A 25,952-nucleotide genomic window follows, 5' to 3' on the forward strand; every position below is an offset into this window, starting at 1 on the left:
CGCGGCAACACCCACCACGCCGGCACCCGTCATGATGGGGGTGTGACGAAGCGACTCCAGCACCAGTTGACCTACGACGCGCCGCTCGAGGCCGTGGCCGCCATGCTGCGCGACCCGGAGTTCCGGGAGCGGGTCTGCACCCGCCAGCGGGTGGTGAGCCACCAGGTCGAGATGTCCCAGGACGGGGACGCCGCCGACGTGCGCGTCGAGCGGGTGCAGGCCGTCACCCACATCCCGGCCTTCGCCGCGAAGATCGTGGGCGAGGAGATCACGATCATCCACCGCGAGGTCTGGCACGACCACCGCAACGGCGACTACACCGTCGGCATCCCCGACCGCCCCGGGCACATCAACGGCACCGTCTCCCTCCACGAGGAGGGCGGCCGGACCGTCGAGTCCGTCGACCTGGAGATCTCCGTCTCCGTCCCGCTCGTCGGCGGGAAGCTGGAGGGGGTCGTACGCGACCTGCTGGAGAAGGCGCTGCGCACCGAGCACGAGGTCGGGGTCGCCTACCTGGCGCAGTAGTCGCCCTACGTCCTACCGCTCCGTCGACGGGACTCTCGCGCTGCTGAGATCCGCGCTCACACCCTGAGCGCGGAGCCTTGTCCCTCCGGGGCAGGGCTCCTCAGGGGTTCGCGGCGCGCAGCAGGTCCGCGATCTCGGCAGCGCTGGCGACCTTCCCGCTGACGACCACCCGGTCGTCGATCACGAGACCGGGCGTCTTCATCACGCCGTAGCCGGCGATCGCGGCGTAGTCGGTGACCTTCTCGATCTCCGCCTCCTGCCCGACCTCGGCCAGCGCGGCCACGGCGTTCTTCTCCAGCTTCTGGCAGTTCTTGCAGCCGGGCCCGAGGACCTTGATCTTCATGGTGGGTTTCCCTTCGTGGGTCAGCCGAACAGGTTGAACAGGAAGCCGAGGGCCATGATGCCCACGGACACGGCGCCGAAGTACAGGGCGAGCAGCGGAGGCTTCAGGACCCGGCGCAGCATCACCGCCTGAGGGATCGACAGGGCGATCGAGCTCATCATGAACGCCATCACGGTGCCCAGGGACATGCCCTTGGCCCAGAGCGCCTCGCCGACGGGGACCACTCCCGCCCCGTTCACGTAGAGCGGTATCCCTGCGACGGTCGCCACCACCACGGCGAACGGATCGTCCGGGCCGGCGTACCGGGCGAAGAAGTCCTCCGGCACCCACCCGTGGATGACGGCGCCGAGTCCGACGCCCAGGAGCACCCACTTCCACACGTCGGAGAAGATGTCCTTGCTCTCGGCAAGGGCAGCGTCGACGCGGTCCGCCAGCGTGGGCTTCGTGTCGCCGTCACGCAGGGAGGCCACCCGGCCGGTCTTGACGAGGTCCTCGACCCACCGCTCCAGGTCGAACCGGGAGAACGCCCAGCCGATGAGGATCGAGATCGCGCTGCCGGCGGCGACGTACGCCACCGCGATGCCCCAGCCGAACTGGTCGCCGATCATGATCGCCGCGATCTCGCTCACGAGAGGAGAGGCGATCAGGAACGTCAGGGTCACCGACAGCGGGATGCCGGCAGCGACGAAACCGATGAAGAGGGGGATCGAGCTGCAGGAGCAGAACGGTGTCACTGCTCCCAGGAAGACGGCGAGGACCAGTCCTGCGGTCAGGCCCCTGCCTTCCAGGAAGCCGCGTGCCCGCTCCAGGTCCAGGGAGGCACGGAGCATCCCGACCGCGAACATCAGTCCGAGCAGCAGCAGGAAGATCTTGACGGTGTCGTAGAAGAAGAAGTGGACCGCACCCACCGGCCGGGACCCGAGATCGAGACCGAACCACTCGACCAACGCGTCCCAGACGCGCTCGTTGGCCCACCACGACAGGGCCCAACCAGCAGCAGCCGCGACGAGCATGAGCTTCACCCATGTGGCCCGGTCCTGCGCCACTCCGGACCTCGAGGAGCCGCTCACCTTCACAGTGTAAGACCGTGGGACCGAGGGGCGGGGGATCGACGAACAGGACTTCCCGGACGTGCTCCTCGACGTTCGCCCCTGGCGACGCCACACTGTCCCCGTGACGACCTTCTCCTTCGCTCGACTCCACCACGTCCAGCTCGCCATCCCTGCCGGAGGCGAGGCGGAGTGCCGCGCCTTCTGGGGCGGCGTCCTCGGGATGGAGGAGCTCGAGAAACCTCCGGTGCTGGCGGCGCGCGGGGGTTGTTGGTTCCGCGGCGGGGGCCTCGAGGTCCACCTCGGCGTGGAGTCCGAGTTCGCCCCGGCTCGCAAGGCCCACCCCGGAATTCTCGTCGACAACCTCACCGCACTCGCCGACTCACTGACCTCGGCCGGGGTCCGGGTGACCTGGGACGCCGAGTTCCCCGGGCACGAGCGTTTCTACGCCGCCGACCCGTTCGGCAACCGGTTGGAGTTCCTGGAGCCACGAAGCTGATCCGCGGCGAGGATCCCGCCCTCAGGCCAGGTGGCCGAGCTCCTCCGGGGCAAACCACGCGAGGTCGTCATCAGGGTCGGCGTCGACCGCCCGGTCCTCGGTGTCCAGGTGGACTGCCACCACGTCGCCCAGCACCACCGGCGACCCGGACCCGTCGACCTCGGCGACCACGACCACGCGCCGCAACCCCGGTTCCTCCGCTGCGACCACCAGGGCGGTGGAGGCGTCGGCGGCGGTCATCAGCGCGGCGTACTCCTCGTCCTCCGAGTCGCCCTCGGCGACGACCAGGTCACCTGAACGCTGCTGCACGCTCGCCCAGTCCTCCCCCGCGACCAGGGAGGCGAGACCGGCGCGCGTGGTCGGGAGGTAGACCCGCACGCTCACTCGCCATCCTTGGGCCGCGAGGCGGACGGCCGCTTCGGGGCGGTCGCCGACTTCGTGGTCCGCTTGGCCGCGCTCGACTTCTTGCGGCCGCGCGGCGCGCGGGGGCGTACGTCCGTGGCGGTGTCCTTCAACTCCTCCAACGCCTCGAGCAGGCACTGGCCGATCACGTCGGCGTCGGGCACGAGGTTGCGGTCAGCGGTGATGCCGTAGAAGACCCGGCCGTCGTAGGAGGTCACCCCGATCGAGAGGGCGTGGCCGGGGAGCAACGGGTGGATCGGGTAGCTCTCCGACATCAACGCCCCCGCGGCGTAGAGGGGGAACTGCGGTCCCGGCACGTTGGTGACCGAGACCTGGTAGCCGCGTCGCATCTCCCGCGCCGCCACGCGCGACCCGAGCGCGTGGAAGGTGGTCGGGGCGAAGCCGGCGATGCCCGTGAGCCGCTGCGCTCCGACGGCCCGACCGGTCTCCTTGTGGCCGTTGAAGCTGTAGCTGACCTGGAGCAGCCGCACCACCGGGCTGACCTCACCGACCGGCAGGTTGACCTCGTGGCCGATCACCTGGGTGCCGAGCTGGGTGGCCTCGAGCTCGTCGTCGATGACCGACATCGGCACCAGGGCCTTGAGCTTGCGGATGCCGTGCAGGGCCTCGTCGCGAGTCATCAGCCAGCCACGCAGTGCCCCGGTGACCGTGGCGAGGATGACGTCGTTGACCGTCGTCTGGTGCACCCGGCGGATGGTGCGGTAGTCAGCCAGGTCGGTGCAGACGGTCACGATCCGTCGCTGCTGGGAGAGCTCACCGAGCACCGGCGAGGTCGGGGTGGGACGACCGGAGGAGAAGACGTTGGCCAGCTGCCCGAGGCGTTCGGCCGTCGCGCTCGTCCGCCGCTGCACCGCGCCCGCCCCGCTGCGCGCGGTCTGGACCAGGGTGCGGGGGGACTCGAGGTTGTCGGCAACCGCACCGAGCAGCAGGGAGGCCGGCGAGGGCGTACGCCGCGGCTGCCAGTCGTCGTCGTGGCCCAACGGTCCCTGGTCGGGGTGGACGTCGAGGACGACCTGACCCAGGTCGACGGTCTCGACGCCGTCGACGAGGATCTGGTGCGACTTCGACAGCATGGCCACCCGACCGTGTTCCAGGCCCTCGATGACGTAGATCTCCCACAGCGGACGACTGCGGTCGAGGGGCCGGGAGACGATCCGGGCGGTGAGCTCGCGCAGCTGGTCCATCGTGCCCGGGCGCGGGAGCGCCGAGCGGCGCACGTGGAAGTTCAGGTCGAAGTCGGTGTCGTCGACCCAGACCGGGTTGGCGATCTGGCCGGGCACCTGCAGGAGGCGCTGGCGATAACGGGGCACGTAGGAGATCCGGTCGGCCACCAGAGCGAGGGCGCGGGCGTGGTCGAACCCCGTGCCACCCTCGAAGATCTCGAGGGTCGCGTTGTGCAGCGGGGTCGTTGCCGAATCCATGGCCAGGAAGGCCCGGTCCCGCGGCCGCAGCCGCTCATTCATGTGAACCCTTCCGTCAACGCCTTGTGTCGTCATGGGATTCTGACAGAAAGAACCCGACGCCGAGGAGTGCCGCCCAGATGTCTGCCCGCCTGTCCCCCTTCCGACGTCACGCGGTGCGAGGTGCGGCCCTGGCGATGGTCGCCTCGCTCGCCCTCGGCGCCTGCTCCGGCGAGGCCGAGGAGACGGCCGACGGCGACGACCCGCAGGTCATCCAGGTCAGCATCACCGACGACGAGGTCACCCCCATGGGTGAGCGGTTCGAGGTCGGGGCCGGAGAGCCCTTCACCGTGGAGATCACCTCCGACCGCGAGGGTGCGCTCCACGTGCACTCCACCCCCGAGCAGGAGTGGGAGTTCAGCGCCGACGAAACCACCGTGATCGACGCGACCATCGACCAGCCGGGCGTCGTCGAGGTCGAGATGCACGACCCCGACCTGGTCGTGCTCCAGCTCGAAGTGCGCTGACGTGTCTCCCGTGATCTCCGCCCACGGCCTGGGCGGGGCGAAGGACCTGCCCATCCCGGCGGAGTACGCCACCGCGGGCGCGGTGCTCGCGCTGGTGATCTCGTTCGTCGTGCTCGCGACCGCGTGGCGTCGTCCGCGCTTCGAGGGGGCCGTGCTCGGTCGCCCGGTGCCCGGCATCCAGCGTGTCGTCGACTCCACCGCCTTCCTGGTCGCCGTGCGGCTGCTGGGGCTGGCGGCCTTCGGCTACGTCGCCCTCACGCTCCTGGCCGGTGAGGACCGGCTGACCAACCCCGTCTTCGGCATCGTCTACGTGCTCCTGTGGGTCGGCATCGTCCCGCTCAGCCTGGCCCTCGGTCCGGTCTGGAAGGCGCTCAGCCCCTGGCGGAGCATCGCGTGGCTCCTGTCCAAGCTGCTGCGCACCGACCCCGAGGAGGGGGTCCTCCCGCTGCCGGAGAAGTGGGGCCTGTGGCCGGCGGCGATCGGGCTGTACGCCTTCGTGTGGCTGGAGCTCGTCTCCCCCAGCCAGACGATGCTCGGCACCCTGCGCCTGTGGCTGGTGGTCTACGGCGTGGCCATGGTGATGGGCGCCCTGGTCTGGGGCACCCGGTTCCTGGGCCGGGCCGACCCCTTCGAGGTCTACTCCTCCTTGCTCGCCAAGCTCTCGGTGTGGGGCCGCCGCGACGGGGAGCTGGTGCTGCTCTCCCCGTTGCGCAACCTGGCCACCACCACTCCGCTGCCCGGACTGGCCGCCGTCATGGCCGTCCTGCTCGGCAGCACGGCCTACGACTCCTTCCGCGAGTCGCCGCCCTTCGTGCAGTACGTGCAGGGCAGCGACGTCGACCAGACGCTGGTCACCAACCTCGCCCTGCTCGGCTTCGTGCTGCTCGCCGGGGCGATCCTCACGGTGGGCACGATGGCCACGGGCGTCGACCACACCACCCGCCGGCGCGACCTGCCCCGCCGCTTCGCGCACTCGATGATGCCGATCGTGGTGGGTTACATGGTGGCCCACTACTTCTCGTACTTCGTCTTCATGGGTCAGCAGACCCTGATCCAGATGAGCGACCCGCTCTCACGCGGCGACGACTGGTTCGGCACCGGCGACTGGGCGGTCAACAACTGGCTGATCTACCAGGCCACCGCCCTGGCCGTGCTCAAGGTCGTCGCCGTGGTCACCGGTCACGTCCTGGGGGCCGTCGCCTCCCACGACCGGGCGGTGCACCTGCTGCCCGAGCGTCACCACGTCACCGGCCAGCTCTCGCTGCTGGCAGCCATGGTCGCCTTCACCGCGGGTGGGCTGTACCTGCTCTTCGCAGGCTGAGGCGCCCACGTCGCCCCCGTGCGTCGGCCGGCACCGCGCCCGCGGTGTCGGGCCAGACGGCGTCGACCAGCTCGCGTACGCCCCCGGCCACCGCGCTGGCACGCTCCGCGGCAACGCTGCGACCCGCCACGAGGGCCCGGTCGACGGCGACCCGGTCGTCGGGCAGGAAGTGCAACGACCGCACCCGGGCCAGGCCGTCGACCATCCCCTGCACGTCGCTGCGCGACCACCCGAGGGAGGGACGCATCCGGTTGACGACCACGCGGACGGGGGTCTCACCCCACTCCTCGCGCAGCTCGACCAACCCGCGCGCGAGTCGGGCCAGCCCGACGGGGTCGGCCGCGCCCACCACGACGACCTCGTCGGCCGCCTCGAGCGCCTCCAGGGCCAGGCCGAGAGTGCCCTCACGCCACCCCTGTGCCGAGGTCAGCTCGGCCCCCGTGTCGACGACGACGTCACCCCGCTCACGCGCCACCTCCAGCACCTCGCCCAGCACTCCTTCGCGCACCTCGTGCTGGCGCTCGGGCCGCGGCAGCCCGGTCAGCACGGCGAGGTGGTCGTCGACCCGTCGAGCTGCCGACGGCAGTCGTTCACCCAGTGACGCCGAGCTGCCACGGGCCGCGACCAGCAGCCCGGAGACCTGGTCGAGCACTCCCAGGTGCTGGCCCACGCAGGCGTGCGGGTCGGCATCGACGAGCAGCGTCGGCCGGGCACGCGACGCCAGCTCGCCGGCCAGGGCCGTGGCCACGGTCGTACGCCCCGGGGCACCCGCGGGTCCCCAGACCACCACGACCCGGCCCGGTGCAGTGGGCGGCTCGGCTCCGGCCTCGGCGACGTCTTCGGGGGTCGGGGGTCCGGGCGCCCGCGGCTCCGGCACCCGCACGGCCTCGGGTCCCGACGTCTGGTCGCCGAGCGCGAGCAGGGTGCCGGGCAACGTGGAGAGCTCGGTTTGCACCACCGTCGCAGCCACACCGGCGTGCGCGAGCCGTGCGGCCTGGTCCTCGCGGGCCAGCTGCGGGGTGACCGCCACGACACCGACGCCGTGACGGGCCAGGGCACGGACCGCGGAGCCGTCCAGGCCCGGCGCCTCGGCGCACACGACGGCCAGGTCGGCCTGCTGGGTGGCCGCGGTGGCCATCAGGTCGTCGACGTCGACGCACCGCTTGAGCACGACCAGGCCGGAGGCCTCTCCCAGCACCTCGAGCGCCCCGGACTCCCACGCAGCTCCGGAGGCGAGCACGAGCACGCAGCGCACGTCAGCCCCGCCCCACGACCATGAGGCGGCCGCCGCCACTGGCGGTGAGGACCTCGGCGAGCGTGTCGCCACGGTCAGGCACCGCGAGCACGACCTGGCGCTCTCCCCCGGCCCCACTCAGCTCGACCGACGGGGGCGGCACCTCGAGCACGACCACGTCGCGGGCCGCCGGGCGGGCACGCCCCTCACCGGTGCCGGCCGGAGCCACCCACAGGTCGATCCGGCTGCCCGCGCCGAGACCGGGAGGCAGGTGCGCTGCGGGCACCGAGACCGAGACCCGCGCCGTGTCGGGGTCGGCGTCGCCGAGCCCGGCCCGGGGCAGCAGCTCGCCCGCGCCGACTGGACGGACGAGGTGCCGCGACGCGGGCAGGGTGTCGGCGGCCGTGAAGTACCTGGCCGCGTCGGCGGAGTCGTCGAAGTGGACCCGCGACGTGACGAGGTCGGCGGGCGTGATGACCTCGCCCGCCGCCTTGTCGGAGCGCAGCGCCCACATCGTCACGGTGTCGTCGGCCGACCCGACGACCTTCGCCCCGAGCACGACGGAACCGACCACGAGGACGATGCCGACCCAGAGGCGTGCATCACGCCACCCGGGGCGCGCACCGCGCTGGGCAGGAGGGATCTCGTTGGTTGTGGAAGCCAGTCTCACGGGTGACATCTTGGCGCCTCGACCGGTTTGCTGCCGTCGCTGTCCACAGCCTCCCGGTTTCCCCCTTGTGTATGGGCGTCGAAGTGGCACCATGGAGGGATGAGTGGGACCCCGCGCTTCCTCACGTTGGCCGACGTGGCCGAAGTGCTCAACACCTCCAGCGCCCAGGTGTACGCCCTCGTGCGCCGCGGTGAGCTCCCCGCCATCAAGATCGGCGGCCGCGGTCAGTGGCGCGTCGAGGCGAGCGTGCTGGAGTCGTTCATCGAGCAGATGTATGCCCAGACCAAGGCCTTCGTCGACGACCACCCCTTCGTCGAGGCAGACGCCGGGCGCGCCTCCCAGGAGTGAGAGGCCTCAGCCGACCTCTGACCCCAGGGTGATCGAGACCGTGCGCTCGTCGCCACCGCGCCGCACCGTGAACTCCACGGTGTCACCGGGCTGGAAGGTGCGGATCCGGACGATCAGGGCGATGCCGTCGGTCACCCGGGTGCCGTCGACAGCCACCACCAGGTCGTTGTCGCGCAGTCCCGAGCTCTGGGCGGGCGACCCGCTCATCACCTCGCTGATGACGGCCCCGGCCAGCTCGTTCTCGGAACGGGTGTCGACCCGGGCCCCGATCACCGGGTAGCGCGCCTCCCCGGTGCGCAGGATCTGGTCGGCGGTGACCTTGACCTGCTCGATCGGGATCGCGAACCCCACCCCGATGTTGCCGGACTCGGCGAGGAACCCGCCGGTCGTGGCGATGGCGGTGTTGACCCCCACCACGCGGCCCTGGATGTCGACGAGCGGGCCACCGGAGTTGCCGGGGTTGATGGCCGCGTCGGTCTGCACGGCGTTGATGAAGGAGTTGGCATCCGACTCCGACCCCGTCGTGACCGGCCGGTCCTTGGCGCTGACGATGCCCGAGGTGACCGTCTGGCTCAGACCGAGCGGGGCGCCGAAGGCGACGACGGGCTCACCGACGAGCAGGTCGACCGACGAGCCCAACGAGGCCGGCTCCATGCCCTCCACGCCGTCCGCCCTCAGGACCGCGAGGTCGTAGACCTGGCTGCGGCCCACGACCTCGGCCTCGTGCACGCGTCCCCGGTGGTCGACGACCTGCACCCGGCCGCCGTCGGCAGCGGCCGCCACCACGTGGTTGTTGGTGACCACGTGGCCGGAGGTGTCGAGCACGAACCCGGAGCCCGTGCCGGAGTTGTCGCCGCTCGAGGCCAGTACCTGCACCGTGCTGGGCAGCAGCTCACCCGCCACCGCGGCGACCGAGGAGTTGCCGGCCTCCAACGGCGGCGCGCTGCGGGTGCCGGTCGACCCCAGACCGAGCCCAGGTGCGTCGAGACGCTCCTGCAGCCCCGCTCCCAGGGCACCACCGACGAGACCCAGCACCAAGGAGAGCAGCGCGACCGCCGGCCAGATCCACCCCGGCACCCCGGGGCGCGTCGACTCACGCAGGTGCGAAGGGGCGTGGGGCGGGTGGGGCACCTGCCCGTACGCCGGAGGGAGCGCAGGGCCGTAGGGCACGGCGGGGCGGGCCTGCTCGAAGTCTCCGGACGGGGTCGGCTCCTGGATCACGGAGCGATTGTCTCGCGAACCACCCAATGACGCACGGAGGAGGTGGACGTCGGCGTGGGTGACGGCGAGGAGTGCGGCGGCACGACGCTGGTCACCGGTCCACGCCGGTCGAGGTGGGGAGCGTTGGCCGGCGCGGCACCCAGGGCCACCACGCCGAGGACCGCCATGCCCACGGCGCTGCCGCCAAGGGCGACGAGGTGGCGGTGCCGAGGTGCCGGGGAGGTGTCGGGCAACGTCTCCGGGTAGACCGGGCGCCGCCCGGGGTCGACGCTGAGCAGCGTCTCCCGCAGCGACGGCGACGACGGAGTGGGGCAGTGCCCGAGCGAGACGAGGCGCGTCTTGACCCATCCCTCGCGCTCCACCGCGTCCCGGCAGGGGTGGCACGCGTGCACGTGGTCCCAGGCGCGCTCCTCCTCGGCGGGGGTGAGACGTCCGTCCAGCAGGGCGGTGACCCGACTGCCCAGGTGGCCCATCACGGCTGGTGGCCCGTCGCCGAGACGCTCACGGGACCGGAGTAGCGCTCGCGGCCGTCGACCGGCGCGCGGTGGGCCAGGGCGCTGCGCAGCATGGCGCGCCCCCGGTGGATGCGTGAGCGCACCGTGCCGAGCTTGGCGTCCATGATCTCGGCGATCTCCTCGTAGGAGAGGCCCTCCACGTCACAGAGCACCACCGCAGCCCGGAAGTCGGGAGGCAGGGTGGCGAGCGCCCGCTCGACGTCGTCGTCGAAGGTCTGGTCGGTCATCGCGGCCTCGGGCGAGGGAGACGACGAGGTCAGGCGCGCGGCGCGCTCGTCGGAGAGCGCGTCGAAGCGGATGCGCTGGCGGCGGCGGGCCTGGTCGAGGAAGAGGTTGGTGGTGATGCGGTGCAACCACCCCTCGAAGGTGCCCGGCGAGTAGGTGTCGAGCTTGCGGAAGACCCGGACGAAGACCTCCTGGGTGAGGTCCTCGGCGTCGTGACGGTTGCCGGTGAGGCGGTAGGCCAGCCGGAAGACCCGGTCGGAGTGCAGGCTGACGACCTCGTCCCAGCTGGGCACGTCCTGCGCGCTCGACGAGGGGGGCGTGGGCTCCACGGTCTCCTCCTCCCGGCGCGGGCGGTGCGGTCGTCCGAACACCTGGTCCTCCTGTGCTCGTGGTTCGAGGCTAGATCGACGGGCTGAGAGGAACCTGTGAGCGGCACAAGAACTTCACCCGAGCAGTCCAACGTCCGAGGCATGCCGGAGGTTCCCGCCGCTGCTCGGCGATCGGGCCCCGGTTCGCGATAGAGTCCCTGACGTGCCGCCGCCCGCGGCGACGATGCGCGCCCCGGCCACCACCCTGGAGCCGGGTCCGACCGAGGAGGCCGTCATCACCGCTCCGCTCAAGCCCGCGAGCTGGAACCACTCCGAGCAGTTCATCACCGAGGACGAGGTCCTGCTGGCCGCCCGTGCGCGCGCCGAGGAGGTGGGAGTCTCCCCCGTCAGCAACGGCACCGGTGCCGCGCTGCGGTTCCTCACCGCCGTGCTCGACGCGCGGACGGTCGTCGAGATCGGCACGGGCACCGGCGTCTCCGGCCTGTGGATGCTGCGCGGCATGCGGCCCGACGGGGTCCTCACCACGGTGGACATCGAGGCCGAGCACCAGCGCCTCGCCAAGGCGACCTTCACCGAGGCCGGTGTGCCCCCGCAGCGCGCGCGGACGATCTCCGGCGCGGCGCTCGACGTGCTTCCCCGACTCACCGACGGTCACTACGACCTGGTCTTCTGCGACGGTGACAAGCGGGAGTACTCCGCCTACCTGGCCGAGGCGCTGCGCCTGCTGCGGCCCGGTGGCGTCGTCGCCTTCGACAACGCCCTGTGGCACGACCGGGTGGCCGACCCGGCGCAGCGCGACCCCGAGACCAACGCCATCCGTGAGCTCAGCCGCCTCATCTCGGAGAACGACGACCTCGTGCCTGTGCTGCTGCCCGTCGGCGACGGCCTGCTCGTGGCCAAGAAGGAGTGGGCGGGCGAGGCCTGAGGCCAGCGCCCGCGCGCCCCGGCTCGTTCAGCCGCGAGGGGAGGCGGCGAAGCCGTCCCAGCCCTCGGCGACCGCCACGACCTCCCACGGCTCGATGAGCACCGGGCCCGATCCGACCAGCTTCGACCCGGGCGCCTCGTCGGCCCCTGCGCGGAACTCCCGCTCGAAGTCGTCACGTGCCTGGTCGGAGGCGAAGACGTAGGTGCCCTCGAACCACTCCCCCTCGCGCATCCGCCACGTCTTGAAGCGCAGACCCGCCATGCCCGTGAACCGGGAGTGCGAGGTCTCCGCGACGTAGTCGCGCAGCGCCTGCGCGGCTCCTGCGGGAGCCTGCGTCAGCGACCACCGCACGGTGAGTCCCTTGAGGGTTGGTGTCGTCACGGGCGGCCTCCGATGCCGTCGAGGGGTTCTGGTGCGCGGAGCCACTCCAGCAGGAGACGGGCTCCGAACCCGGTCGGTCCGGGAGTCCACTCGTGGCGATCACCCGACGAGTCGCCGACCGAGGCGATGTCCAGGTGGGCCCACGGCACGTCGCCGGCGAAGTGACGCAGGAAGAGGGCGGCCGTGATCGCGCCGGCGCCACCGGCCGCGTTGTCGCCGTCGGCGACCTTCGACTCCAGCCGCTCCTCGTAGTCGTCGACCAGCGGCATCCGCCACAGCGGCTCACCGGCGTCCTCCGCGGCCCGCCGCAGACGCCCGGCGAGGCCGTCGTCGGTGGCGAAGAAGCCGCCGGTCTGCAGGCCCAGGGCCACCTTCATGGCGCCGGTCAGCGTCGCTACGTCGACCAGCACGTCAGGCGCGAGCTCCGCGACCGCGTACGCCATCGCATCGGCCAGCACCAGCCGGCCCTCGGCGTCGGTGTTGTTGACCTCGGAGGTGCGCCCTCCGTAGTGGGTGATGACGTCACCGGGCCGCATCGCGTCGCCGCCCACCGCGTTCTCGGCGAGGGCCAGCAGGCCGGTGACGCGCACCGGGCAGCGCAGGTCGGGAAGTGCTGCGAGGGTGGCCAGCACGACGCCGGCTCCGGTCATGTCCCGCTTCATCGTCGTCATGCCCTCGGCCGGCTTGATGCTCAGGCCGCCGGTGTCGAAGGTGATGCCCTTGCCCACCAGCACCACGTGCGGCAGGCCGTCGGTCGCGTCGCTGACCGGCGTGTAGTCGAGGCGCACCAGGCGCGGAGGGGTGGCCGAGGCGCGGCCCACCGCGAGGAGACCTCCGAACCCCTGCTCGGCGAGGGCACCCTCGTCGAGCACCGTCACCTCGAGGCCGGCTGCCCCGGCGATCTCGACGGCCTGCTCGGCCATCCAGACCGGGTTCTTCACGTTGGAGGGCACCGTCGCCAGCATCCGGGCCCGCCACCCAGCCCCGCCCACGGTGAGGGCCTGGGCCAGACGGTCGCCGAGGTCACCGTCGGCGCCCTCGGTCAGCGCGCAGAGGACCACCTTGGCGACCGGACGCTCACGCGGACCGGCCGAACGCCAGTGGAAGCCGAAGGAGCCGAGCATCAACCCGACGACGAAGGCCTCGAACTCCGGACCGGTGGCGCCGGAGGAGACACTGGTGGCGACGCTCTCGCGGTCCTTGACCGCGCGGGCCAGGGCGGCACCCGCACGACGCATGGCCGTGGCACTGCCGTCGCCCACGCCGACCAGCACGACCAGGCGCAGGTCGTCGACGAGCACCGGCACCTTGGTGACCTCGCCGGCGCGGCCCGTGGCCCCCGTGGCCTCGAGGACCGCGGGCAGGTCGATGCCGAGCGCCTCGGCGGCCTCGGACGTACCGACGCCGGGCAGGGCGCCCGGCGCGGCGTCGTCCTCGGACACGGGACTCAGGGGCAGCGCCAGGCACTCGACCCCACCGATGTCGTGGGGCAGCGCGGAGACGAGGGCGAACTCAGGAGGAGAGACCTGGGCGGGCAGGACGGGGGCCGAGGACGGGGCCACGATCAGCCGACGACGTCCTTGAGGGCGTCACCGAGGGCCGCAGCCTCCTCGGCGTTGAGCTCCACGACCAGCCGGCCGCCACCCTCGAGCGGAACCCGCATCACGATGCCGCGCCCCTCCTTGGTGACCTCCAACGGTCCGTCGCCAGTCCTCGGCTTCATGGCCGCCATGAGCGCACCTCTGCTTCCTGTGGTCTTGCGGCTCGAGCGCCGCAGGGATTGTGCGTGCGCCCATTATCCCCCATCGGTCGGGTGACCCGCACCACAGGCCCACCCTGCGCGACGGTCCTGGGCGACGGCGGGGGTCAGACCGTGCCCGTGGCGAACGCCCACGTGAAGACGAGCACGCCGAGCAGAAGACCGAGGTGGGCGAGCATCGACAACCCCGGACCCTCCGCCCAGTCGTCCTCGACGACGGCGCTGGTGTGCTTGCCGCGCGAGGGCAGCCAGCGCAGCAGGAGGCCGATGCCGGCGCCAGCGGTGACCCACCACAGCCCGAGGCCCAGCAGACCCACCAGGTCGCCGCCCAGCAGCGTCCGGGGAGCGAAGACGAGGAAGACCGCCCACACGACGACGGCAGCGGTGCCCACGGCGGTGTGCACGTTGAGGATGGCCCGGCTCACCGCGGTGGTGCCGTCGTCCTGCTCGCGCCCCAGTCGGACGCGGGTCAGCGCGACGACGACCGCAGCCAGCAGGCTGAGGACCCAGACGATGACAGAAGGTGACACAGGCCGCAGTCTGCCCCACCGCGGCCGCGACCCGCCACGTCTCGCCAGCCGGTCACCCCCGCCGGCGTCACGCCCCTACCGAAATGGTCAGGAATTCTCGACTTCACGACCATTTCGGTGGGGGCGTGAGTCCCACTCAGCGGCGACGCGGTCGAGGAGGGCGTCCACCTCGTCCATCCGGTAGCCGCGCAGGGCCAACGAGAAGCGGGTCGCACGCAGCGCCTCGGCGTCCAGGGGCACGTCACGGGCCGGCAGGGAGCTGGTCTCGGCGGGCGGCAGGTGACCCACCTTGCCCGCTGCGACGGTCGCGACGACCCCCAGGACCAGACCCACCAAGATCGCGAACACCCACATCATCCGACCTTCTCCTCCTGGGCTCGCACCCTCAGTCCCACTGTCCCCGACGCTCGGGAGGACGCATGGCGCGCTCCTCCCGGGCCCTCACCATCCGGTCGACGGCCTCGCCGACGTCGTCGGTGAGGACGACGAGGTCCAGGTCGTCGGGGCTGATCATGCCGTGCCCGAGCATCTTCTCGCGCGCCCAGTCCAGCAACCCGCTCCAGTAATCGACTCCCACCAGCACGATCGGGAACGAGGTCACCGTGCCGGTCTGCACCAGGGTGATGGCCTCGAAGAGCTCGTCGAGGGTGCCGACGCCGCCGGGCAGGACCACGAACCCCTGGGAGTACTTCACGAACATCGTCTTGCGGGCGAAGAAGTAACGGAAGTTGATGCCCTTGTCGACCCACGGGTTCAGCCCCGCCTCGAAGGGCAGCTCGATGCCCAGGCCGACGCTGACACCCCCGGCCTCGCTGGCGCCCTTGTTGGCCGCCTCCATGGCCCCGGGGCCACCGCCGGTGATGACGGCAAAGCCGGCGGCGACCAGCGACCGCCCCACCTCCTCACCCAGGGCGTACCACGGGTGGTCGGAGGGCGTGCGCGCCGAGCCGAAGACGGAGATCGCCGGGCCCAGGTCGGCCAACGAGCCGAAACCCTCGATGAACTCGGCCTGGATCCTCATCACGCGCCATGGGTCGGTGTGCACCCAGTCGGAGGGGCCACGCGAGTCGAGCAGCCGCTGGTCGTGGGTGGTGTGGTCGACCTGGCCCCGCCGCAGCCGCATCGGGCCGCGGTACTTGTCCATCACCATCAGGCGCCCCCTGCCTCGCCGGAGGTCAACCACGTCCGCAGCGTCTCCTCGCAGGAGACGATCTCCTCGACGCGCACGTGCTCGTCCTGCTTGTGCGCATACACCGGGTCGCCGGGCCCGTAGTTGACCGCCGGCACCCCGAGCACGGTGAAGCGAGCGACGTCGGTCCACCCGAACTTCGGGCCGACCTGGCCCCCAACCGCCTGCACGAAGGCCTGGGCAGCCGGACGTTCGAGGCCCGGCATGGCGCCCGGCGCGAGATCGACCACCTCCACCTCGAAGCCGTCGAAGAACTCCCGGAACCACTCCTCCGCCTCGCTCTCGCTGCGGTCGGGCGCGAACCGGAAGTTGACCGTGACCTCGCACAGGTCGGGGATGACGTTGCCGGCCACTCCGCCCGAGATCGCGACGGCGTTCAGGCCTTCGTGGTACTCCAACCCGTCGATCACGGGACGGCGGGCCTCGTAGCCGCGCAGCCGGTCGAGGACCGCCCCCGCGGCGTGGATCGCGTTGACCCCGCGCCAGCTGCGGGCCGGGTGGGCACGCTCTCCGTGCGTACGCACGACGGCGCGCAGGGTGCCCTGGCACCCAGCCTCGACGCCGGCGTTGGAGGGCTCCATCAGGATCGCGAAGTCGGCCGCGAGCAGCTCGGGCTCGTCGACGGAGAGCTTGCGCAGGCCGTTGTGGACGCTGGCGACCTCCTCGGCCTCGTAGAGCACGAAGGTGAGGTCACGGTCGGGCTCGACCAGCGTCGCGGCGAGCCGCAGGATGACCGCGACGCCACCCTTCATGTCGCAGGTGCCGAGGCCGTGGAGGACGCCGTCCTCCAGCCGGGCCGGCAGGTTGTCGTTGAGCGGCACGGTGTCGAGGTGGCCGGCGAGCACCACCCGCTCGGCGCGGCCCAGGTGGGTGCGGGCCACAATCGTGTGGCCACGGCGAGTGACCTCCAGGTGGCCGAGCTCGCGCAGGGCGGCCTCGACCGCGTCGGCGATCTCTGCCTCCTGGTGGCTCACGGAGAAGACGTTGACCAGCTGCTCGGTCAGCGTGACGACGTCGGTGGTCAGGTCGATGGAGGCCATGGGGCCATCCAATCAGGCCCGCCCCCGGAGTCAGGCCAGACGGGCCGCCAACCGGGTCGCGTTCATGTGCGCGACCCCTTGGGTGCCCCGTGCGACGACGACTCCGTGGCGCAGTCGTCCCCACGTCGACGGCTGAGGGGTCAGGTCAGGCCCCAGCGGTCGGCCTCGTCCTCGACGGCCGCCGCGTAGAGCAGGTCGGCGGGCTCGAAGCCGCCGACGAAGTGGCCGTTGAGCTCGAGCCCGACCAGGCCCTGCAGCCGGGCGAAGGCGTGCACCAGCGAGAGCAGGACGGCGGGCGTGGCGTCGACCTCGAGGCCCTCGGCCACCTGGTCGAGCTGGGTCCGCAGCTCGGCACCGGGTGCCGGCAGCCCCTCGGGGTTGCGACCACCGAGCGCGCGTACGACCGGGAGGGCCAGCGCCCGCAGCACCCGGACCGCCGGGGCGACGGTCGTCCCGGGGGCCTCGTAGCCCGGGATCGCCGAGCCGTAGACCAGCGCGTAGCGGTGCGGCTGCCGCCGGGCCCAGGCACGCAGCGCCTCGCACGCGGCGACCCACTCCCCCCGCCCGGGCCGGGCGGCGGCGACCGCCTGCTCCACGGCCGCCGCCAGGTCGGCGTACGCGTCGAGGACCAGGTCGGTCACGAGATCGTCGCGGCTCGGGTAGTAGCGGTAGATCGCGCTGGAGACCAGGTTCAGCTCGCGGGCGACCGCCCGCAGCGACAGACCGGCGGCCCCTTCGGCGGCGAGCTGCTCCAGGGCGAGCTCCTTGATCCGGGCGATGTTGGCCTCCCGGGCCAGCTGGCGCGGCGTGGGTCCCTTGGTCATGCGGGCCATCCTGCCACGTACTGCGAGCACCCGTCACATATGTGAGCAGTGCTCTTGCATTTCTGGTCGACGTGCCTCATGCTCGAAAAGAGAGCAGTGCTCACATTCCAACCTCCAGGAGACTCCCGTGCAGACCACCGACCCCGGCTCACCCGTCGACCCGAGCACCACCCCGCCGGCCCACGCCGCCGCCCTCCCCGCCGTCCCCAGCTCGGGTGCCACCGGCTCAGCCGGCCCCGCCACCCGCGTGGCCCTCACCATGGCCGCACTCAGCCTCGCCGCCTACCCGGTGCTGCGCCCGTACGGACCCGAGACCGGGCCCGAGGGCGCCGCCGACCTCGCCTCGCAGGCCTGGGTGGCCTCCCACCTGTTCGGGATGGTCGGGTTCGTCGCCCTGGCCGTGGCGCTGCGCACGGGCACCGGTCGCTCCCCGTTCTGGGTCGGTCCGTGGGCGGGCCAGCCCACCCGCAACGCAGCCTGGGCGCGCGCCACCGAGACGCGGGGGTGGCTGGCCGCCGTGCTGCTGCTGCCGTACTACGGGGCCGAGGCGTACGGCCTCCAGGCGGTGGCGCAGCACGCCGTCGGCACGGGGCGCTGGGACGTGCTGGAGGTGGCCGACTCGTTCCGCTACGCCCCGGTGCCGATCACCACGTTCACCCTCGGGCTGCTCGCGCTGGTGCTGGTCGGCGGGCGGCTGGTCCACGGCCTGTGGGCGGCCGGCACGACCGTACGCGCCGGTGCCGTCCTCGCCTGCGTCACGCTCGCGACCTACCTGCCGCAGTTCTTCCTGCCGCCGGCGGGACGGATCGCGCACGGCCTCGTGCTCGCCGCCGGCCTGCTGCTGGTCGCGTACGGCCCACGGCGCCGCTGAACCGCCGCTGAACCGCCGCTGCGCGGCAGGCCCGCAGGAACCGCGACGCCCCGCCACCCGTCGTCGGATGGCGGGGCGTCGTACGCAGCCCGGCGGGTGCCGGTCGGTCAGGCCTTGCTGACGGTGAAGCGCACCGCGTTGCCGTCGCCGACCACGACGTCGTCGCCCTCGACCGCACCCACGGTGAACGACGCGGCCTGGACCTCGTCGGCGATCAGCCGCTCGTGCGCGGTCACGGCCGCGCGTACGGTCTCGTCCCCGTCGACGACGAGGGCGATCCGGTCGGAGACCTCGAGACCGGCGTCCTTGCGGGCCTGCTGCACCGCACGCACGACGTCGCGGGCGACGCCCTCGGCGGCGAGCTCGGGGGTGACGACGGTGTCGAGCACGACGAAGCCACCACCGGGCAGCATCCCGGTCGCGGTGCCGCCGTCGCCCGCACCCGCGACGGTCTCGAGCGTGTACTCCCCCTCGACCAGCGCCAGGCCACCGGCGGTCACGGTGCCGTCGGCCGCCACGGACCAGTCGCCCGACTTGGAGCCCTTGATCGCCCGCTGCACGTCCTTGCCGAGGCGGGGACCCGCGGCGCGCGCGTTGACCGTCAGCTTCTGCTCGACGGCGTACGCCGCGGCCTCCGCCGACCCGGGCGCGACGACCCGGACCGACTTGAGGTTGAGCTCGTCGGCGACGAGCTCCTCGAACCCGGCCACCGAGTCGCCCTCGGCGACGACGGTGAGCGCGCTCAGCGGCAGACGGTTGCGCAGGTTGGCGCCCTTGCGCAGCGCCGAGCCGGCCGAGCAGACGTCGCGGACCAGGTCCATCTGGGCCACCAGCGCGTGGTCCTCGGGCAGCTCGTCGAGCGACGGCCAGTCGGTCAGGTGCACCGAGCGGCCACCGGTGAGGCCGCGCCAGATCTCCTCGGTCACCAGCGGCAGGAGCGGCGCGGCGACGCGCAGGGTGGTCTCCAGCACCGTGTAGAGGGTGTCGAAGGCGTCCGCGGTCTCGGCCGACACGTTGCCGTCCGTGACGCCCTGGGCCCAGAAGCGCTCGCGGGAGCGGCGGACGTACCAGTTGGTGAGGACGTCGAGGAAGGTGCGCGTCGACTCGCAGGCGCCGGCGATGTCGAAGGCGTCGTGCTGCGCGGTCGAGGTCTCGACGAACTCGCGGGTCTTGGCGAGCAGGTAGCGGTCCATCGGGTGCCTGGACTGCTCGGCGACGGTGCGCCGCCTCGCGGTGTAGCCGGCCGCGTTGGCGTACATCTGGAAGAAGTACCAGGTGTTCCACAGCGGGATGAGCACCTGACGCACCGAGTCGCGGATGCCCTGCTCGGTGACGACCAGGTTGCCGCCGCGCAGGATCGGGCTCGACATCAGGAACCAGCGCATCGCGTCGGCGCCGTCGCGGTCGAAGACCTCCGAGACGTCGGGGTAGTTGCGCAGCGACTTCGACATCTTCTGGCCGTCGGATCCGAGCACGATGCCGTGGCTGATGCAGTTCTTGAAGGCCGGCTTGCCGAAGATGCCGGTGGCCAGGATGTGCAGCGTGTAGAACCAGCCGCGGGTCTGGCCGATGTACTCGACGATGAAGTCGCCCGGGAAGTGGCCCTTCTTCTCCGCCGTGCCGTCGAACCAGTCGCGGTTCTCGAAGGGGTAGTGGTTCTGGGCGAACGACATCGACCCGGAGTCGAACCAGACGTCCAGCACGTCGGTGACGCGGCGCATCGTCGACTGACCGGTCGGGTCGTCCGGGTTGGGTCGGGTCAGGTCGTCGACCCACGGCCGGTGCAGGTCGGGCTCGCCGTCGGCATTGAGCGGCAGGCGGCCGAAGTCGCGCTCGATCTCCTCGAAAGAGCCGTAGACGTCGAGGCGCGGGTACTCCGGGTCGTCCGACTTCCACACCGGCACCGGGGAGCCCCAGAAGCGGTTGCGGGTGATCGACCAGTCGCGGGCGTTCTCCAGCCACTTGCCGAACTGGCCGTGCTTGATGTGGTCGGGCACCCAGTTGATCTGCTCGTTGTTGGCGAGCATCTGGTCCTTGAAGGCCGTCACCTCGACGAACCACGACGAGACGCCCTTGTAGATCAGGGGCTCGCGGCAGCGCCAGCAGTGCGGGTAGGAGTGGCCGTAGGACTCACGGCGCAGGAGCACGGTGCCGTCGGTGACCGAACCGCGCTCCCCCTCGCCCCGCGTCGCGGCCTTGAGGTGCTCCATGATCGGCGCGTTGGCGTCGAAGACGAGGGTGTCGGCGTACTCGACGACCGGGTGGGTGAAGCGGCCGTCCTTGCCGACCGGCATGACCGCCTCGATGCCCTCGCGGTCGGTGACCTCCTTGTCGACCTCACCGAAGGCACCGGCGGTGTGGACGACGCCGGTGCCGTCGGTGGTGGTCACGGCGTCGTCGGCCGCGACGACGCGGAACGCGTTCTCGTGGCCGGCGTAGTAGGAGAACGGCGGGGTGTACGTGCGTCCCACGAGTTCGGCGCCCTGGTGGGTCGCGAGCACGGTGAACTCGCCGTCGGCGTCGGCGAGCTCGCGGGCGTACTTGCCCAGCAGCGCCTCGGCGAGGACGTACCGCGCCTTCTTCTCGGTGCCGGGCACGGGTGCCTCGACGACGACGTAGTCGATCTCGGAGCCGACCATGACCGCGAGGTTGGAGGGCAGAGTCCACGGGGTGGTGGTCCAGACGAGGATCTTCGCGCCGTCGAGCGGGGTGCCCTCGCCACGGTCCTCCAGGGTGAAGCCGACGGTGACGGCCGGGTCCTGGCGAACCTTGTAGACGTCGTCGTCCATGCGCAGCTCGTGGTTGGAGAGCGGCGTCTCGTCCTTCCAGCAGTAGGGCAGCACGCGGAAGCCCTCGTAGATCCAGCCCTTCTCGTGCAGCTGCTTGAAGGCCCAGATGACCGACTCCATGAACTCCGGGTTCATGGTCTTGTAGTCGTTGTCGAAGTCGACCCAGCGGGCCTGGCGGGTGACGTACTCCTGCCACTCGCCGGCGTACTTCAGCACCGAGGCGCGGCAGGCGTCGTTGAACCTGTCGATGCCCATCTCGACGATTTCGTCGGTGGTCTTGATGTTGCCCTGACGCATCGCCTCGAGCTCCGCGGGCAGGCCGTGGGTGTCCCACCCGAAGCGGCGCTCGACCCTCTTGCCGCGCATCGTCTGGTAGCGCGGGACGATGTCCTTCACGTAGCCCGTGAGCAGGTGCCCGTAGTGCGGCAGGCCGTTGGCGAAGGGCGGTCCGTCGTAGAAGACGAACTCGTCCTCGCCGTTCTCGCCGCCGTCACGCTGGGCGACGGAGGCCTCGAAGGTGCCGTCGGCCTTCCAGTAGGCCAGCACCTGCTCCTCGATCGCGGGGAAGCGCGGGCTCGACGGGACGGTGCTCTCGCCGGTGTGGGAGACCAAGGGGTAGGCCATGGGTGGGGCTCCTGCGTCGTGACGTCTCGGACACTTCACGAGGACGACGGGAGCCGCGGTACCACCTCGATTGCCCTGCGCGAGGCCCAGGACCACTCGTTCGTCGGCTGTGTCGGGCCGGACCCGTCCGGTTCTACTGGGGCCCTCCCCGGCGTGGGAGACCTGTTCTTCCGGAGGCTCGCCGCTGATGACGGCTCGGACGCCTTCCGCGATCGTACGCAACGTCCGGGGGGCGCACCAATCCGTCCGTCCCCCACGACGCCGCGGCGGCTACTTCCCGACGCGACGGGCCTTGAACGACTCGGTGGCCGAGCAGCTCGAGCCGGGCACGCCGGGGGTGTAGAAGTGGTAGCCGAAGTGTCCCCGGGTGACCTTCTTGCCGACCGCGCGCATCTGGAGGCTGCTGGTCCACCGCGACCCGGAGGCGGAGCCCTTGCGGGAGGCGACCACGACGCCGTGGCGAGGCACCTTCACCCGAGGGAAGTTGTAGGTGCTCTGGGTGTCGTTGGAGGCCTCGCAACGCGTCGTGGTGGTGGCGGAGAAGCCGGTGACCCGTCCGTTCCTGATCCGGAACTTCACCCGGCCTCCGGCTCCGACGTAGCGTCCGTTCGCGGCCTTCTTCGGCGCCTTCGTCCGCACGACGCGGATAGTCCGTGTCGCCTTCACACCCAGGGGCGCACTCACGGCGAGTCGCACCGTGGCCTTCTTCTTCCTGCCTCCGTGACGCACCTGCAACGACAGGGTGGCCGTCTTGCCCGGCGCGACGGTGACGCTGCTGCTGGCCCGACGCACCTTCACCTTCTTGCCGGAGCCGGTGAGCGTCAGCCCGGTGACCGCGAGCGTCCCGGTGTTGCGGACCGTCACCGAGTAGGGCGTCCAGACCCCCTTGACCAGCCTGAGCTTCTTCTGGTTGGCCCCCAGGAGCGTCACCTTGCCGAACGCCAGTCGCGGGGCGGCGTAGGCGTCGGTCGGGGCGCCGATCAGGCCGTCGAGCTGGGCGGAGCTGTCGGCCGGTTCGACCCACGCGACACCGCAGGTGTAGGGCGTGTCGGGGCGAGACCCCATCCGGGCGTTGTAGTCGCTCTCCCCGAGGTAGTAGAGGTATTCCGAGGTGCGCTCCCCCACCGTGGTGCGGGTGGCGCGCTGCGCCTGGAGCTGACAGGTGTTGTCGACCCGGTGGCCCAGCCCGACGAAGACGTAGACCTGTTCGTCGGCACTGCGCGGAGCAGCCGCCAGCGTGGGCCTGACCGTCACCCAGTCGTGGTCGTCGTAGAGCTTGCGCTCGATGCTGATCGCTGCGAGCTGCTGGTGTGCCTTGTCGCTGGCAGGCATGCCCGGGAGCCGGTCGGCCGACCCCAGGGAGAGCGACTGGCTGCTGAGCACCGCCCCCGGCGTGCTGGGCCCGACCTCCGGGCGCTCGGCCGCGACCTGAGCAGTGGCGGGCACCTGGAGCAGCGACGCCCCCAACGCCAGGCCGGCGAGCACTGCGGACGTACGGAAGAGGGGACGACGACGCACGGGACCTCCAGGTGACTGTCACGGCACCCTACCCCCGAAGCAGGGCCCCGGCGGAACCCCCCGAAATCGGGCCGCGGGACGGGTCAGCGCACCGGCCGGGTCTCCGGCTCCACGTGCTTGAGCCAGGCCAGGCCGACGAAGGGCAGCACCAGCGGCACGAAGAAGTAGCCGGAGCCGAAGTGCGACCAGACCGTCGCGCGGGCGAAGAGCTCCGGGTCCAGCGTCGTCCACAGTCCCACGCCAATCACGCCGGCCATCTCGAAGAGGCAGGCGGCCAGGGCCACCCGGAACCACGTACGCCCCGGCTTGCGGAACGCGACCGTGGCGACGAGGTAGACGGCCGCGGCGACGCCGGAAAGGACGTACGCCACCGGCGCCACGTCGAACTGGGTGACGACCTGCGAGAAGGTCCTGGCCCCTGCCGAGACGGCGAAGACCGCGTAGGCGGCGATGAGCACCTGGCCCATCGCGCGGCGGCGGGCCGGCTGCGGCCGGGGCGTCGGGTCGGGGGCGCTCACAGCGTCTGCTGGAGGCGAACCACCAGGACGACCATCGCGACCGCGCAGATCGCCACCACCGCCAGGTGCGGAGGCGGCGTCATCACGGGCTCGCCCGCCTCGTCGCGCAGCGCGTTGCCCTCGTCGTCGAACTCGGGGCGCTGCTGGTTGAGCAGGATCACCGGCAGCCCGACGGCCGCGACCATGTAGCCGATGTGGGTCACCTGGTTGGCCACCTCGTGGCCCTGGAGCAGCTTGACCGCGTCGAGCGCCACGACCAGCGCGGTCGCACCGTGGCCGATCTTCATGGCCTGGCGGGCGACCGGGTCCAGGGAGGGCCGCCTCAGGCCGACGAGGGCGAGGACGGCGACGAGGGCCAGGTAGGCGGCGACGGCGTAGGTCAACGGCGGATACACGTCGGTGAGGATATCGGTGTCCCCCGTAGAGTGACCCGCGTGAGTCAGACTGCTGCCTGGGGCCACGCCCTCGTCACCCGTGATGCCAACGACGCCGTGCTCGACGCCTGGTTCCCGGCGCCCGCCCTGGGCACGCCGGACGGCTCCCCCGCCCCCGCAGAGCTGGCGGCGATGGCCGGGCGCGACGAGCTGCGCGGCGTGCGTACCGACGTCGAGCTGGTCGAGGTCGCCGACCTCGCTGCCGCGCCGGCCACGCCCCAGGACGCCTGGCTGCGCCTGCACCTGCTCTCCTCCCGCCTCGTCACGCCCCACGCGATCTCGATGGACGGCGTCTTCGGCCTGCTCACCAACGTCGTGTGGACCTCCGAGGGCCCCTGCGCGGTCGAGGGCTTCGAGCTCACCCGCGCCCGCCTGCGGGCCGCGGGCAAGAACGTGGCCGTGTACGGCGTCGACAAGTTCCCCCGCATGGTCGACTACGTCGTGCCGACCGGCGTCCGCATCGCCGACGCCGACCGCGTCCGCCTCGGTGCCCACCTCGCTGCCGGCACCACCGTGATGCACGAGGGCTTCGTCAACTTCAACGCCGGCACGCTCGGCGCCTCGATGGTGGAGGGCCGCATCTCGGCGGGCGTCGTCGTGGGCGACGGCTCCGACATCGGCGGCGGCGCCTCGATCATGGGCACCCTCTCGGGAGGCGGCAGGGAGGTCATCTCCATCGGGGAGCGCTGCCTGCTGGGCGCCAACGCCGGCATCGGCATCTCGCTCGGTGACGACTGCGTCGTCGAGGCCGGCTGCTATGTGACCGCCGGCACGAAGGTCAGCGTGATCGAGGAGGGCTCGACCCGCGTGGTCAAGGCCGCCGAGCTGTCGGGCGCCGACAACGTGCTCTTCCGTCGCAACTCGCAGACCGGTGCCGTGGAGGCCGTGGCCCGCTCGGGTCAGGGCATCGAGCTCAACGCCGCCCTGCACGCCAACTGAACGTGGCCCGACCTCGGCGCGCGCTGGGGGTCCTGGTGACCCTCGCACTCGTGGCCGGGGTCGTGGGCCTGGTCGCCCTCGCCGTCGACCGTGGGATCGGACCGCTGCTCGCCGCCGAGGAGTGCGTGGCCGCGGTCGACGGTCGCGAGGTGGTGCTGAGCCTCGAGCAGGCCGAGAACGCCGCCCTGATCTCCGCGGTCGCAGAGCGCCGCGGCCTGCCGGCGCGGGCCGTCACGATCGCCCTGGCGACGGCCTACCAGGAGTCGAAGATCGTCAACATCGACTACGGCGACCGCGACTCGCTCGGCCTGTTCCAGCAGCGCCCGTCCACGGGGTGGGGCACGCCGGAGCAGGTGATGGACCCCACCTACGCGACCAACGCGTTCTACGACGCCCTCGAGCAGGTCGACGGCTACCGCGACCTCGAGGTCACCGTCGCGGCGCAGCGCGTGCAGCGCTCCGCCTTCCCCGACGCGTACGCCGACCACGAGGAGGACGCCCGGGTGCTGGCCTCCGCGCTCCGAGGCCACTCGCGGGCGGCGTTCCACTGCACGACCTCGGGCGGGGTGGAGGCATCGTCGCCCGACCCCCTGCCCAACGGACTGACCGCCCGGGCCGACGAGGTGCGTCGTGACCTGGAGGAGGCCTTCGGCCAGCAGTCGCTGGGCGGCTTCGAGCCACGCGGCGTCTCCTCGGGCCACATGAGCGGCTCCACCCACTACTCCGGGCGCGCGGTCGACGTCTTCTTCCGCCCGGTCAACGACGAGAACAAGCGACGTGGCTGGGCGATGGCCCACTACCTGGTCGCCCAGGCCGACCGCCTGGACATCTCCACGGTGATCTTCGACGACCGGATCTGGCAGTCGGGCCGTCGCTCCGGTGAGGGCTGGCGTGACTACCGCGTGCCGCGGTCGTCGTCGGGCGACCGGGAGGTCCTCGAGCACCGCGACCACGTGCACGTCGACGTCCACGAATAGGGGGC

General features: G+C 71.8%; 31 protein-coding genes. 10 read left to right on the top strand and 21 right to left on the bottom strand.

The window, feature by feature from the left end:
• The first annotated feature begins 42 nt into the window (after positions 1-42).
• Positions 43-525: a DUF2505 domain-containing protein gene (locus IEQ44_RS03995; protein ID WP_193637142.1), complete on the top strand. Its 483-nt coding sequence runs from the start codon at positions 43-45 to the stop codon at positions 523-525.
• Positions 526-625: 100 nt separating this feature from the next.
• On the opposite strand, the gene IEQ44_RS04000 is transcribed toward IEQ44_RS03995, so the two are convergent.
• Both IEQ44_RS04000 and IEQ44_RS04005 read right to left on the bottom strand, forming a co-directional pair.
• Positions 626-868, bottom strand: a complete 243-nt coding sequence (locus tag IEQ44_RS04000; RefSeq protein WP_193637143.1) for a thioredoxin family protein — start codon at positions 866-868, stop codon at positions 626-628.
• Positions 869-888: 20 nt separating this feature from the next.
• Positions 889-1,938 (bottom strand): permease, encoded by a 1,050-nt coding sequence (locus tag IEQ44_RS04005; protein WP_319804480.1) that lies wholly within the window; start codon positions 1,936-1,938, stop codon positions 889-891.
• 103 nt (positions 1,939-2,041) lie between these two features.
• Here IEQ44_RS04005 and IEQ44_RS04010 point away from each other — a divergent pair, with 103 nt between their 5' ends.
• The gene (locus IEQ44_RS04010; protein WP_193637144.1) at positions 2,042-2,416 is read left to right on the top strand and encodes a VOC family protein; all 375 of its coding nucleotides are present in this window, start codon (positions 2,042-2,044) and stop codon (positions 2,414-2,416) included.
• A gap of 21 nt (positions 2,417-2,437) precedes the next feature.
• Here the strand turns inward: IEQ44_RS04010 and IEQ44_RS04015 are convergent, their stop codons facing one another.
• Both IEQ44_RS04015 and IEQ44_RS04020 read right to left on the bottom strand, forming a co-directional pair.
• A complete protein-coding gene (locus IEQ44_RS04015; protein ID WP_193637145.1) occupies positions 2,438-2,800 on the bottom strand; it encodes a DUF6912 family protein in 363 nt (120 codons plus the stop codon).
• Positions 2,797-4,302, bottom strand: coding sequence for a WS/DGAT/MGAT family O-acyltransferase (locus IEQ44_RS04020; RefSeq protein WP_193637146.1), 1,506 nt, complete (start codon positions 4,300-4,302; stop codon positions 2,797-2,799). The genes IEQ44_RS04015 and IEQ44_RS04020 overlap by 4 nt, the downstream gene beginning before the upstream one ends.
• A gap of 77 nt (positions 4,303-4,379) precedes the next feature.
• Between IEQ44_RS04020 and IEQ44_RS04025 the strand changes: the two genes are divergently transcribed.
• Positions 4,380-4,766: a cupredoxin domain-containing protein gene (locus tag IEQ44_RS04025; protein ID WP_193637147.1), complete on the top strand. Its 387-nt coding sequence runs from the start codon at positions 4,380-4,382 to the stop codon at positions 4,764-4,766.
• A gap of 1 nt (position 4,767) precedes the next feature.
• Positions 4,768-6,087 carry a hypothetical protein gene (locus IEQ44_RS04030; protein ID WP_193637148.1) on the top strand — a complete coding sequence of 440 codons (1,320 nt, stop codon included), beginning with the start codon at positions 4,768-4,770 and terminating at the stop codon, positions 6,085-6,087.
• Here IEQ44_RS04030 and IEQ44_RS04035 read toward each other — a convergent pair.
• Both IEQ44_RS04035 and IEQ44_RS04040 read right to left on the bottom strand, forming a co-directional pair.
• The gene (locus IEQ44_RS04035; RefSeq protein WP_193637149.1) at positions 6,050-7,414 is read right to left on the bottom strand and encodes a CpaE/TadZ family protein; all 1,365 of its coding nucleotides are present in this window, start codon (positions 7,412-7,414) and stop codon (positions 6,050-6,052) included. The two genes, IEQ44_RS04030 and IEQ44_RS04035, sit on opposite strands and share 38 nt — an antisense overlap.
• Positions 7,344-8,000, bottom strand: coding sequence for a GreA/GreB family elongation factor (locus IEQ44_RS04040; protein ID WP_193637150.1), 657 nt, complete (start codon positions 7,998-8,000; stop codon positions 7,344-7,346). Before IEQ44_RS04040 ends, IEQ44_RS04035 begins: the two co-directional genes overlap by 71 nt.
• Before the next feature lie 90 nt (positions 8,001-8,090).
• On the opposite strand from IEQ44_RS04040, the gene IEQ44_RS04045 reads away from it, so the two are divergent.
• Positions 8,091-8,339 (top strand): helix-turn-helix domain-containing protein, encoded by a 249-nt coding sequence (locus IEQ44_RS04045; RefSeq protein ID WP_193637151.1) that lies wholly within the window; start codon positions 8,091-8,093, stop codon positions 8,337-8,339.
• Between the two features lie 6 nt (positions 8,340-8,345).
• Here IEQ44_RS04045 and IEQ44_RS04050 read toward each other — a convergent pair whose 3' ends face one another.
• From IEQ44_RS04050 to sigE, 3 genes are read right to left on the bottom strand one after another with little or no spacing between them, the layout of a single operon-like run.
• Positions 8,346-9,560, bottom strand: a complete 1,215-nt coding sequence (locus tag IEQ44_RS04050; protein ID WP_193637152.1) for a S1C family serine protease — start codon at positions 9,558-9,560, stop codon at positions 8,346-8,348.
• Positions 9,557-10,033 (bottom strand): hypothetical protein, encoded by a 477-nt coding sequence (locus IEQ44_RS04055; RefSeq protein ID WP_227486885.1) that lies wholly within the window; start codon positions 10,031-10,033, stop codon positions 9,557-9,559. Before IEQ44_RS04055 ends, IEQ44_RS04050 begins: the two co-directional genes overlap by 4 nt.
• A complete protein-coding gene (sigE, locus tag IEQ44_RS04060; protein ID WP_193637154.1) occupies positions 10,033-10,671 on the bottom strand; it encodes an RNA polymerase sigma factor SigE in 639 nt (212 codons plus the stop codon). The genes IEQ44_RS04055 and sigE overlap by 1 nt, the downstream gene beginning before the upstream one ends.
• Before the next feature lie 160 nt (positions 10,672-10,831).
• Between sigE and IEQ44_RS04065 the strand changes: the two genes are divergently transcribed.
• Positions 10,832-11,554: an O-methyltransferase gene (locus tag IEQ44_RS04065; RefSeq protein ID WP_319804481.1), complete on the top strand. Its 723-nt coding sequence runs from the start codon at positions 10,832-10,834 to the stop codon at positions 11,552-11,554.
• A gap of 27 nt (positions 11,555-11,581) precedes the next feature.
• On the opposite strand, the gene IEQ44_RS04070 is transcribed toward IEQ44_RS04065, so the two are convergent.
• The 7 genes from IEQ44_RS04070 to dapE all read right to left on the bottom strand — a co-directional run bounded on the left by IEQ44_RS04070 (position 11,582) and on the right by dapE (position 16,453).
• Complete coding sequence (locus IEQ44_RS04070) at positions 11,582-11,935, bottom strand: hypothetical protein (protein ID WP_193637155.1); 354 nt, start codon at positions 11,933-11,935, stop codon at positions 11,582-11,584.
• Positions 11,932-13,497 carry a leucyl aminopeptidase gene (locus tag IEQ44_RS04075; protein ID WP_319804482.1) on the bottom strand — a complete coding sequence of 522 codons (1,566 nt, stop codon included), beginning with the start codon at positions 13,495-13,497 and terminating at the stop codon, positions 11,932-11,934. Before IEQ44_RS04075 ends, IEQ44_RS04070 begins: the two co-directional genes overlap by 4 nt.
• A 2-nt stretch (positions 13,498-13,499) precedes the next feature.
• A complete protein-coding gene (locus tag IEQ44_RS04080; RefSeq protein ID WP_121138412.1) occupies positions 13,500-13,667 on the bottom strand; it encodes a DUF3117 domain-containing protein in 168 nt (55 codons plus the stop codon).
• 134 nt (positions 13,668-13,801) lie between these two features.
• On the bottom strand, positions 13,802-14,224 hold the full coding sequence (locus tag IEQ44_RS04085; protein WP_193637156.1) for a hypothetical protein: 423 nt from the start codon (positions 14,222-14,224) through the stop codon (positions 13,802-13,804).
• An 87-nt stretch (positions 14,225-14,311) separates the two neighbouring features.
• Entirely contained in the window at positions 14,312-14,581 is a 270-nt protein-coding gene (locus IEQ44_RS04090; RefSeq protein ID WP_193637157.1) for a DivIVA domain-containing protein, read from the bottom strand.
• 28 nt (positions 14,582-14,609) lie between these two features.
• Positions 14,610-15,374 (bottom strand): LOG family protein, encoded by a 765-nt coding sequence (locus tag IEQ44_RS04095; RefSeq protein ID WP_193637319.1) that lies wholly within the window; start codon positions 15,372-15,374, stop codon positions 14,610-14,612.
• Positions 15,374-16,453, bottom strand: a complete 1,080-nt coding sequence (gene dapE, locus IEQ44_RS04100) for a succinyl-diaminopimelate desuccinylase (protein ID WP_193637158.1) — start codon at positions 16,451-16,453, stop codon at positions 15,374-15,376. The genes IEQ44_RS04095 and dapE overlap by 1 nt, the downstream gene beginning before the upstream one ends.
• Here dapE and IEQ44_RS04105 point away from each other — a divergent pair.
• Complete coding sequence (locus IEQ44_RS04105; protein WP_193637159.1) at positions 16,452-16,589, top strand: hypothetical protein; 138 nt, start codon at positions 16,452-16,454, stop codon at positions 16,587-16,589. The two genes, dapE and IEQ44_RS04105, sit on opposite strands and share 2 nt — an antisense overlap.
• A 4-nt stretch (positions 16,590-16,593) precedes the next feature.
• Here IEQ44_RS04105 and IEQ44_RS04110 read toward each other — a convergent pair whose 3' ends face one another.
• The gene (locus IEQ44_RS04110; RefSeq protein WP_193637160.1) at positions 16,594-17,277 is read right to left on the bottom strand and encodes a TetR/AcrR family transcriptional regulator; all 684 of its coding nucleotides are present in this window, start codon (positions 17,275-17,277) and stop codon (positions 16,594-16,596) included.
• Positions 17,278-17,404: 127 nt separating this feature from the next.
• On the opposite strand from IEQ44_RS04110, the gene IEQ44_RS04115 reads away from it, so the two are divergent.
• Complete coding sequence (locus IEQ44_RS04115) at positions 17,405-18,148, top strand: hypothetical protein (protein WP_193637161.1); 744 nt, start codon at positions 17,405-17,407, stop codon at positions 18,146-18,148.
• A gap of 107 nt (positions 18,149-18,255) precedes the next feature.
• Here IEQ44_RS04115 and ileS read toward each other — a convergent pair whose 3' ends face one another.
• From ileS to IEQ44_RS04135, 4 genes are all read right to left on the bottom strand, one after another.
• Positions 18,256-21,783 (bottom strand): isoleucine--tRNA ligase, encoded by a 3,528-nt coding sequence (ileS, locus tag IEQ44_RS04120; RefSeq protein ID WP_438861836.1) that lies wholly within the window; start codon positions 21,781-21,783, stop codon positions 18,256-18,258.
• 48 nt (positions 21,784-21,831) lie between these two features.
• Positions 21,832-23,079, bottom strand: coding sequence for a hypothetical protein (locus IEQ44_RS04125; protein ID WP_193637162.1), 1,248 nt, complete (start codon positions 23,077-23,079; stop codon positions 21,832-21,834).
• Between the two features lie 83 nt (positions 23,080-23,162).
• Positions 23,163-23,597, bottom strand: coding sequence for a hypothetical protein (locus IEQ44_RS04130; protein ID WP_319804483.1), 435 nt, complete (start codon positions 23,595-23,597; stop codon positions 23,163-23,165).
• Positions 23,594-23,992 (bottom strand): hypothetical protein, encoded by a 399-nt coding sequence (locus tag IEQ44_RS04135; protein WP_193637163.1) that lies wholly within the window; start codon positions 23,990-23,992, stop codon positions 23,594-23,596. The genes IEQ44_RS04130 and IEQ44_RS04135 overlap by 4 nt, the downstream gene beginning before the upstream one ends.
• A 39-nt stretch (positions 23,993-24,031) precedes the next feature.
• On the opposite strand from IEQ44_RS04135, the gene dapD reads away from it, so the two are divergent.
• Both dapD and IEQ44_RS04145 read left to right on the top strand, forming a co-directional pair.
• Positions 24,032-24,970 (top strand): 2,3,4,5-tetrahydropyridine-2,6-dicarboxylate N-succinyltransferase, encoded by a 939-nt coding sequence (gene dapD, locus IEQ44_RS04140; protein WP_193637164.1) that lies wholly within the window; start codon positions 24,032-24,034, stop codon positions 24,968-24,970.
• A 35-nt stretch (positions 24,971-25,005) separates the two neighbouring features.
• Positions 25,006-25,947 carry a VldE C-terminal domain-containing protein gene (locus IEQ44_RS04145; RefSeq protein WP_319804484.1) on the top strand — a complete coding sequence of 314 codons (942 nt, stop codon included), beginning with the start codon at positions 25,006-25,008 and terminating at the stop codon, positions 25,945-25,947.
• Positions 25,948-25,952: the final 5 nt, after the last annotated feature.

This window comes from Nocardioides malaquae, from assembly GCF_015070385.1.
In the GTDB taxonomy this organism is placed as follows: Bacteria; Actinomycetota; Actinomycetes; order Propionibacteriales; family Nocardioidaceae; genus Nocardioides; species Nocardioides malaquae.

Bases quoted from the DNA above. Each gene is read 5' to 3' on its own strand.
- IEQ44_RS04000 (WP_193637143.1), bottom strand. From the start codon at position 868: ATGAAGATCAAGGTCCTCGGGCCCGGCTGCAAGAACTGCCAGAAGCTG.
- IEQ44_RS04020 (WP_193637146.1), bottom strand. From the start codon at position 4,302: ATGAATGAGCGGCTGCGGCCGCGGGACCGGGCCTTCCTGGCCATGGAT.
- IEQ44_RS04025 (WP_193637147.1), top strand. From the start codon at position 4,380: ATGTCTGCCCGCCTGTCCCCCTTCCGACGTCACGCGGTGCGAGGTGCG.
- IEQ44_RS04040 (WP_193637150.1), bottom strand. From the start codon at position 8,000: ATGTCACCCGTGAGACTGGCTTCCACAACCAACGAGATCCCTCCTGCC.
- IEQ44_RS04045 (WP_193637151.1), top strand. From the start codon at position 8,091: ATGAGTGGGACCCCGCGCTTCCTCACGTTGGCCGACGTGGCCGAAGTG.
- IEQ44_RS04055 (WP_227486885.1), bottom strand. From the start codon at position 10,033: ATGGGCCACCTGGGCAGTCGGGTCACCGCCCTGCTGGACGGACGTCTC.
- IEQ44_RS04080 (WP_121138412.1), bottom strand. From the start codon at position 13,667: ATGGCGGCCATGAAGCCGAGGACTGGCGACGGACCGTTGGAGGTCACC.
- IEQ44_RS04090 (WP_193637157.1), bottom strand. From the start codon at position 14,581: ATGATGTGGGTGTTCGCGATCTTGGTGGGTCTGGTCCTGGGGGTCGTC.
- IEQ44_RS04095 (WP_193637319.1), bottom strand. From the start codon at position 15,374: ATGGTGATGGACAAGTACCGCGGCCCGATGCGGCTGCGGCGGGGCCAG.
- IEQ44_RS04105 (WP_193637159.1), top strand. From the start codon at position 16,452: ATGGGGCCATCCAATCAGGCCCGCCCCCGGAGTCAGGCCAGACGGGCC.
- dapE (WP_193637158.1), bottom strand. From the start codon at position 16,453: ATGGCCTCCATCGACCTGACCACCGACGTCGTCACGCTGACCGAGCAG.
- IEQ44_RS04110 (WP_193637160.1), bottom strand. From the start codon at position 17,277: ATGACCAAGGGACCCACGCCGCGCCAGCTGGCCCGGGAGGCCAACATC.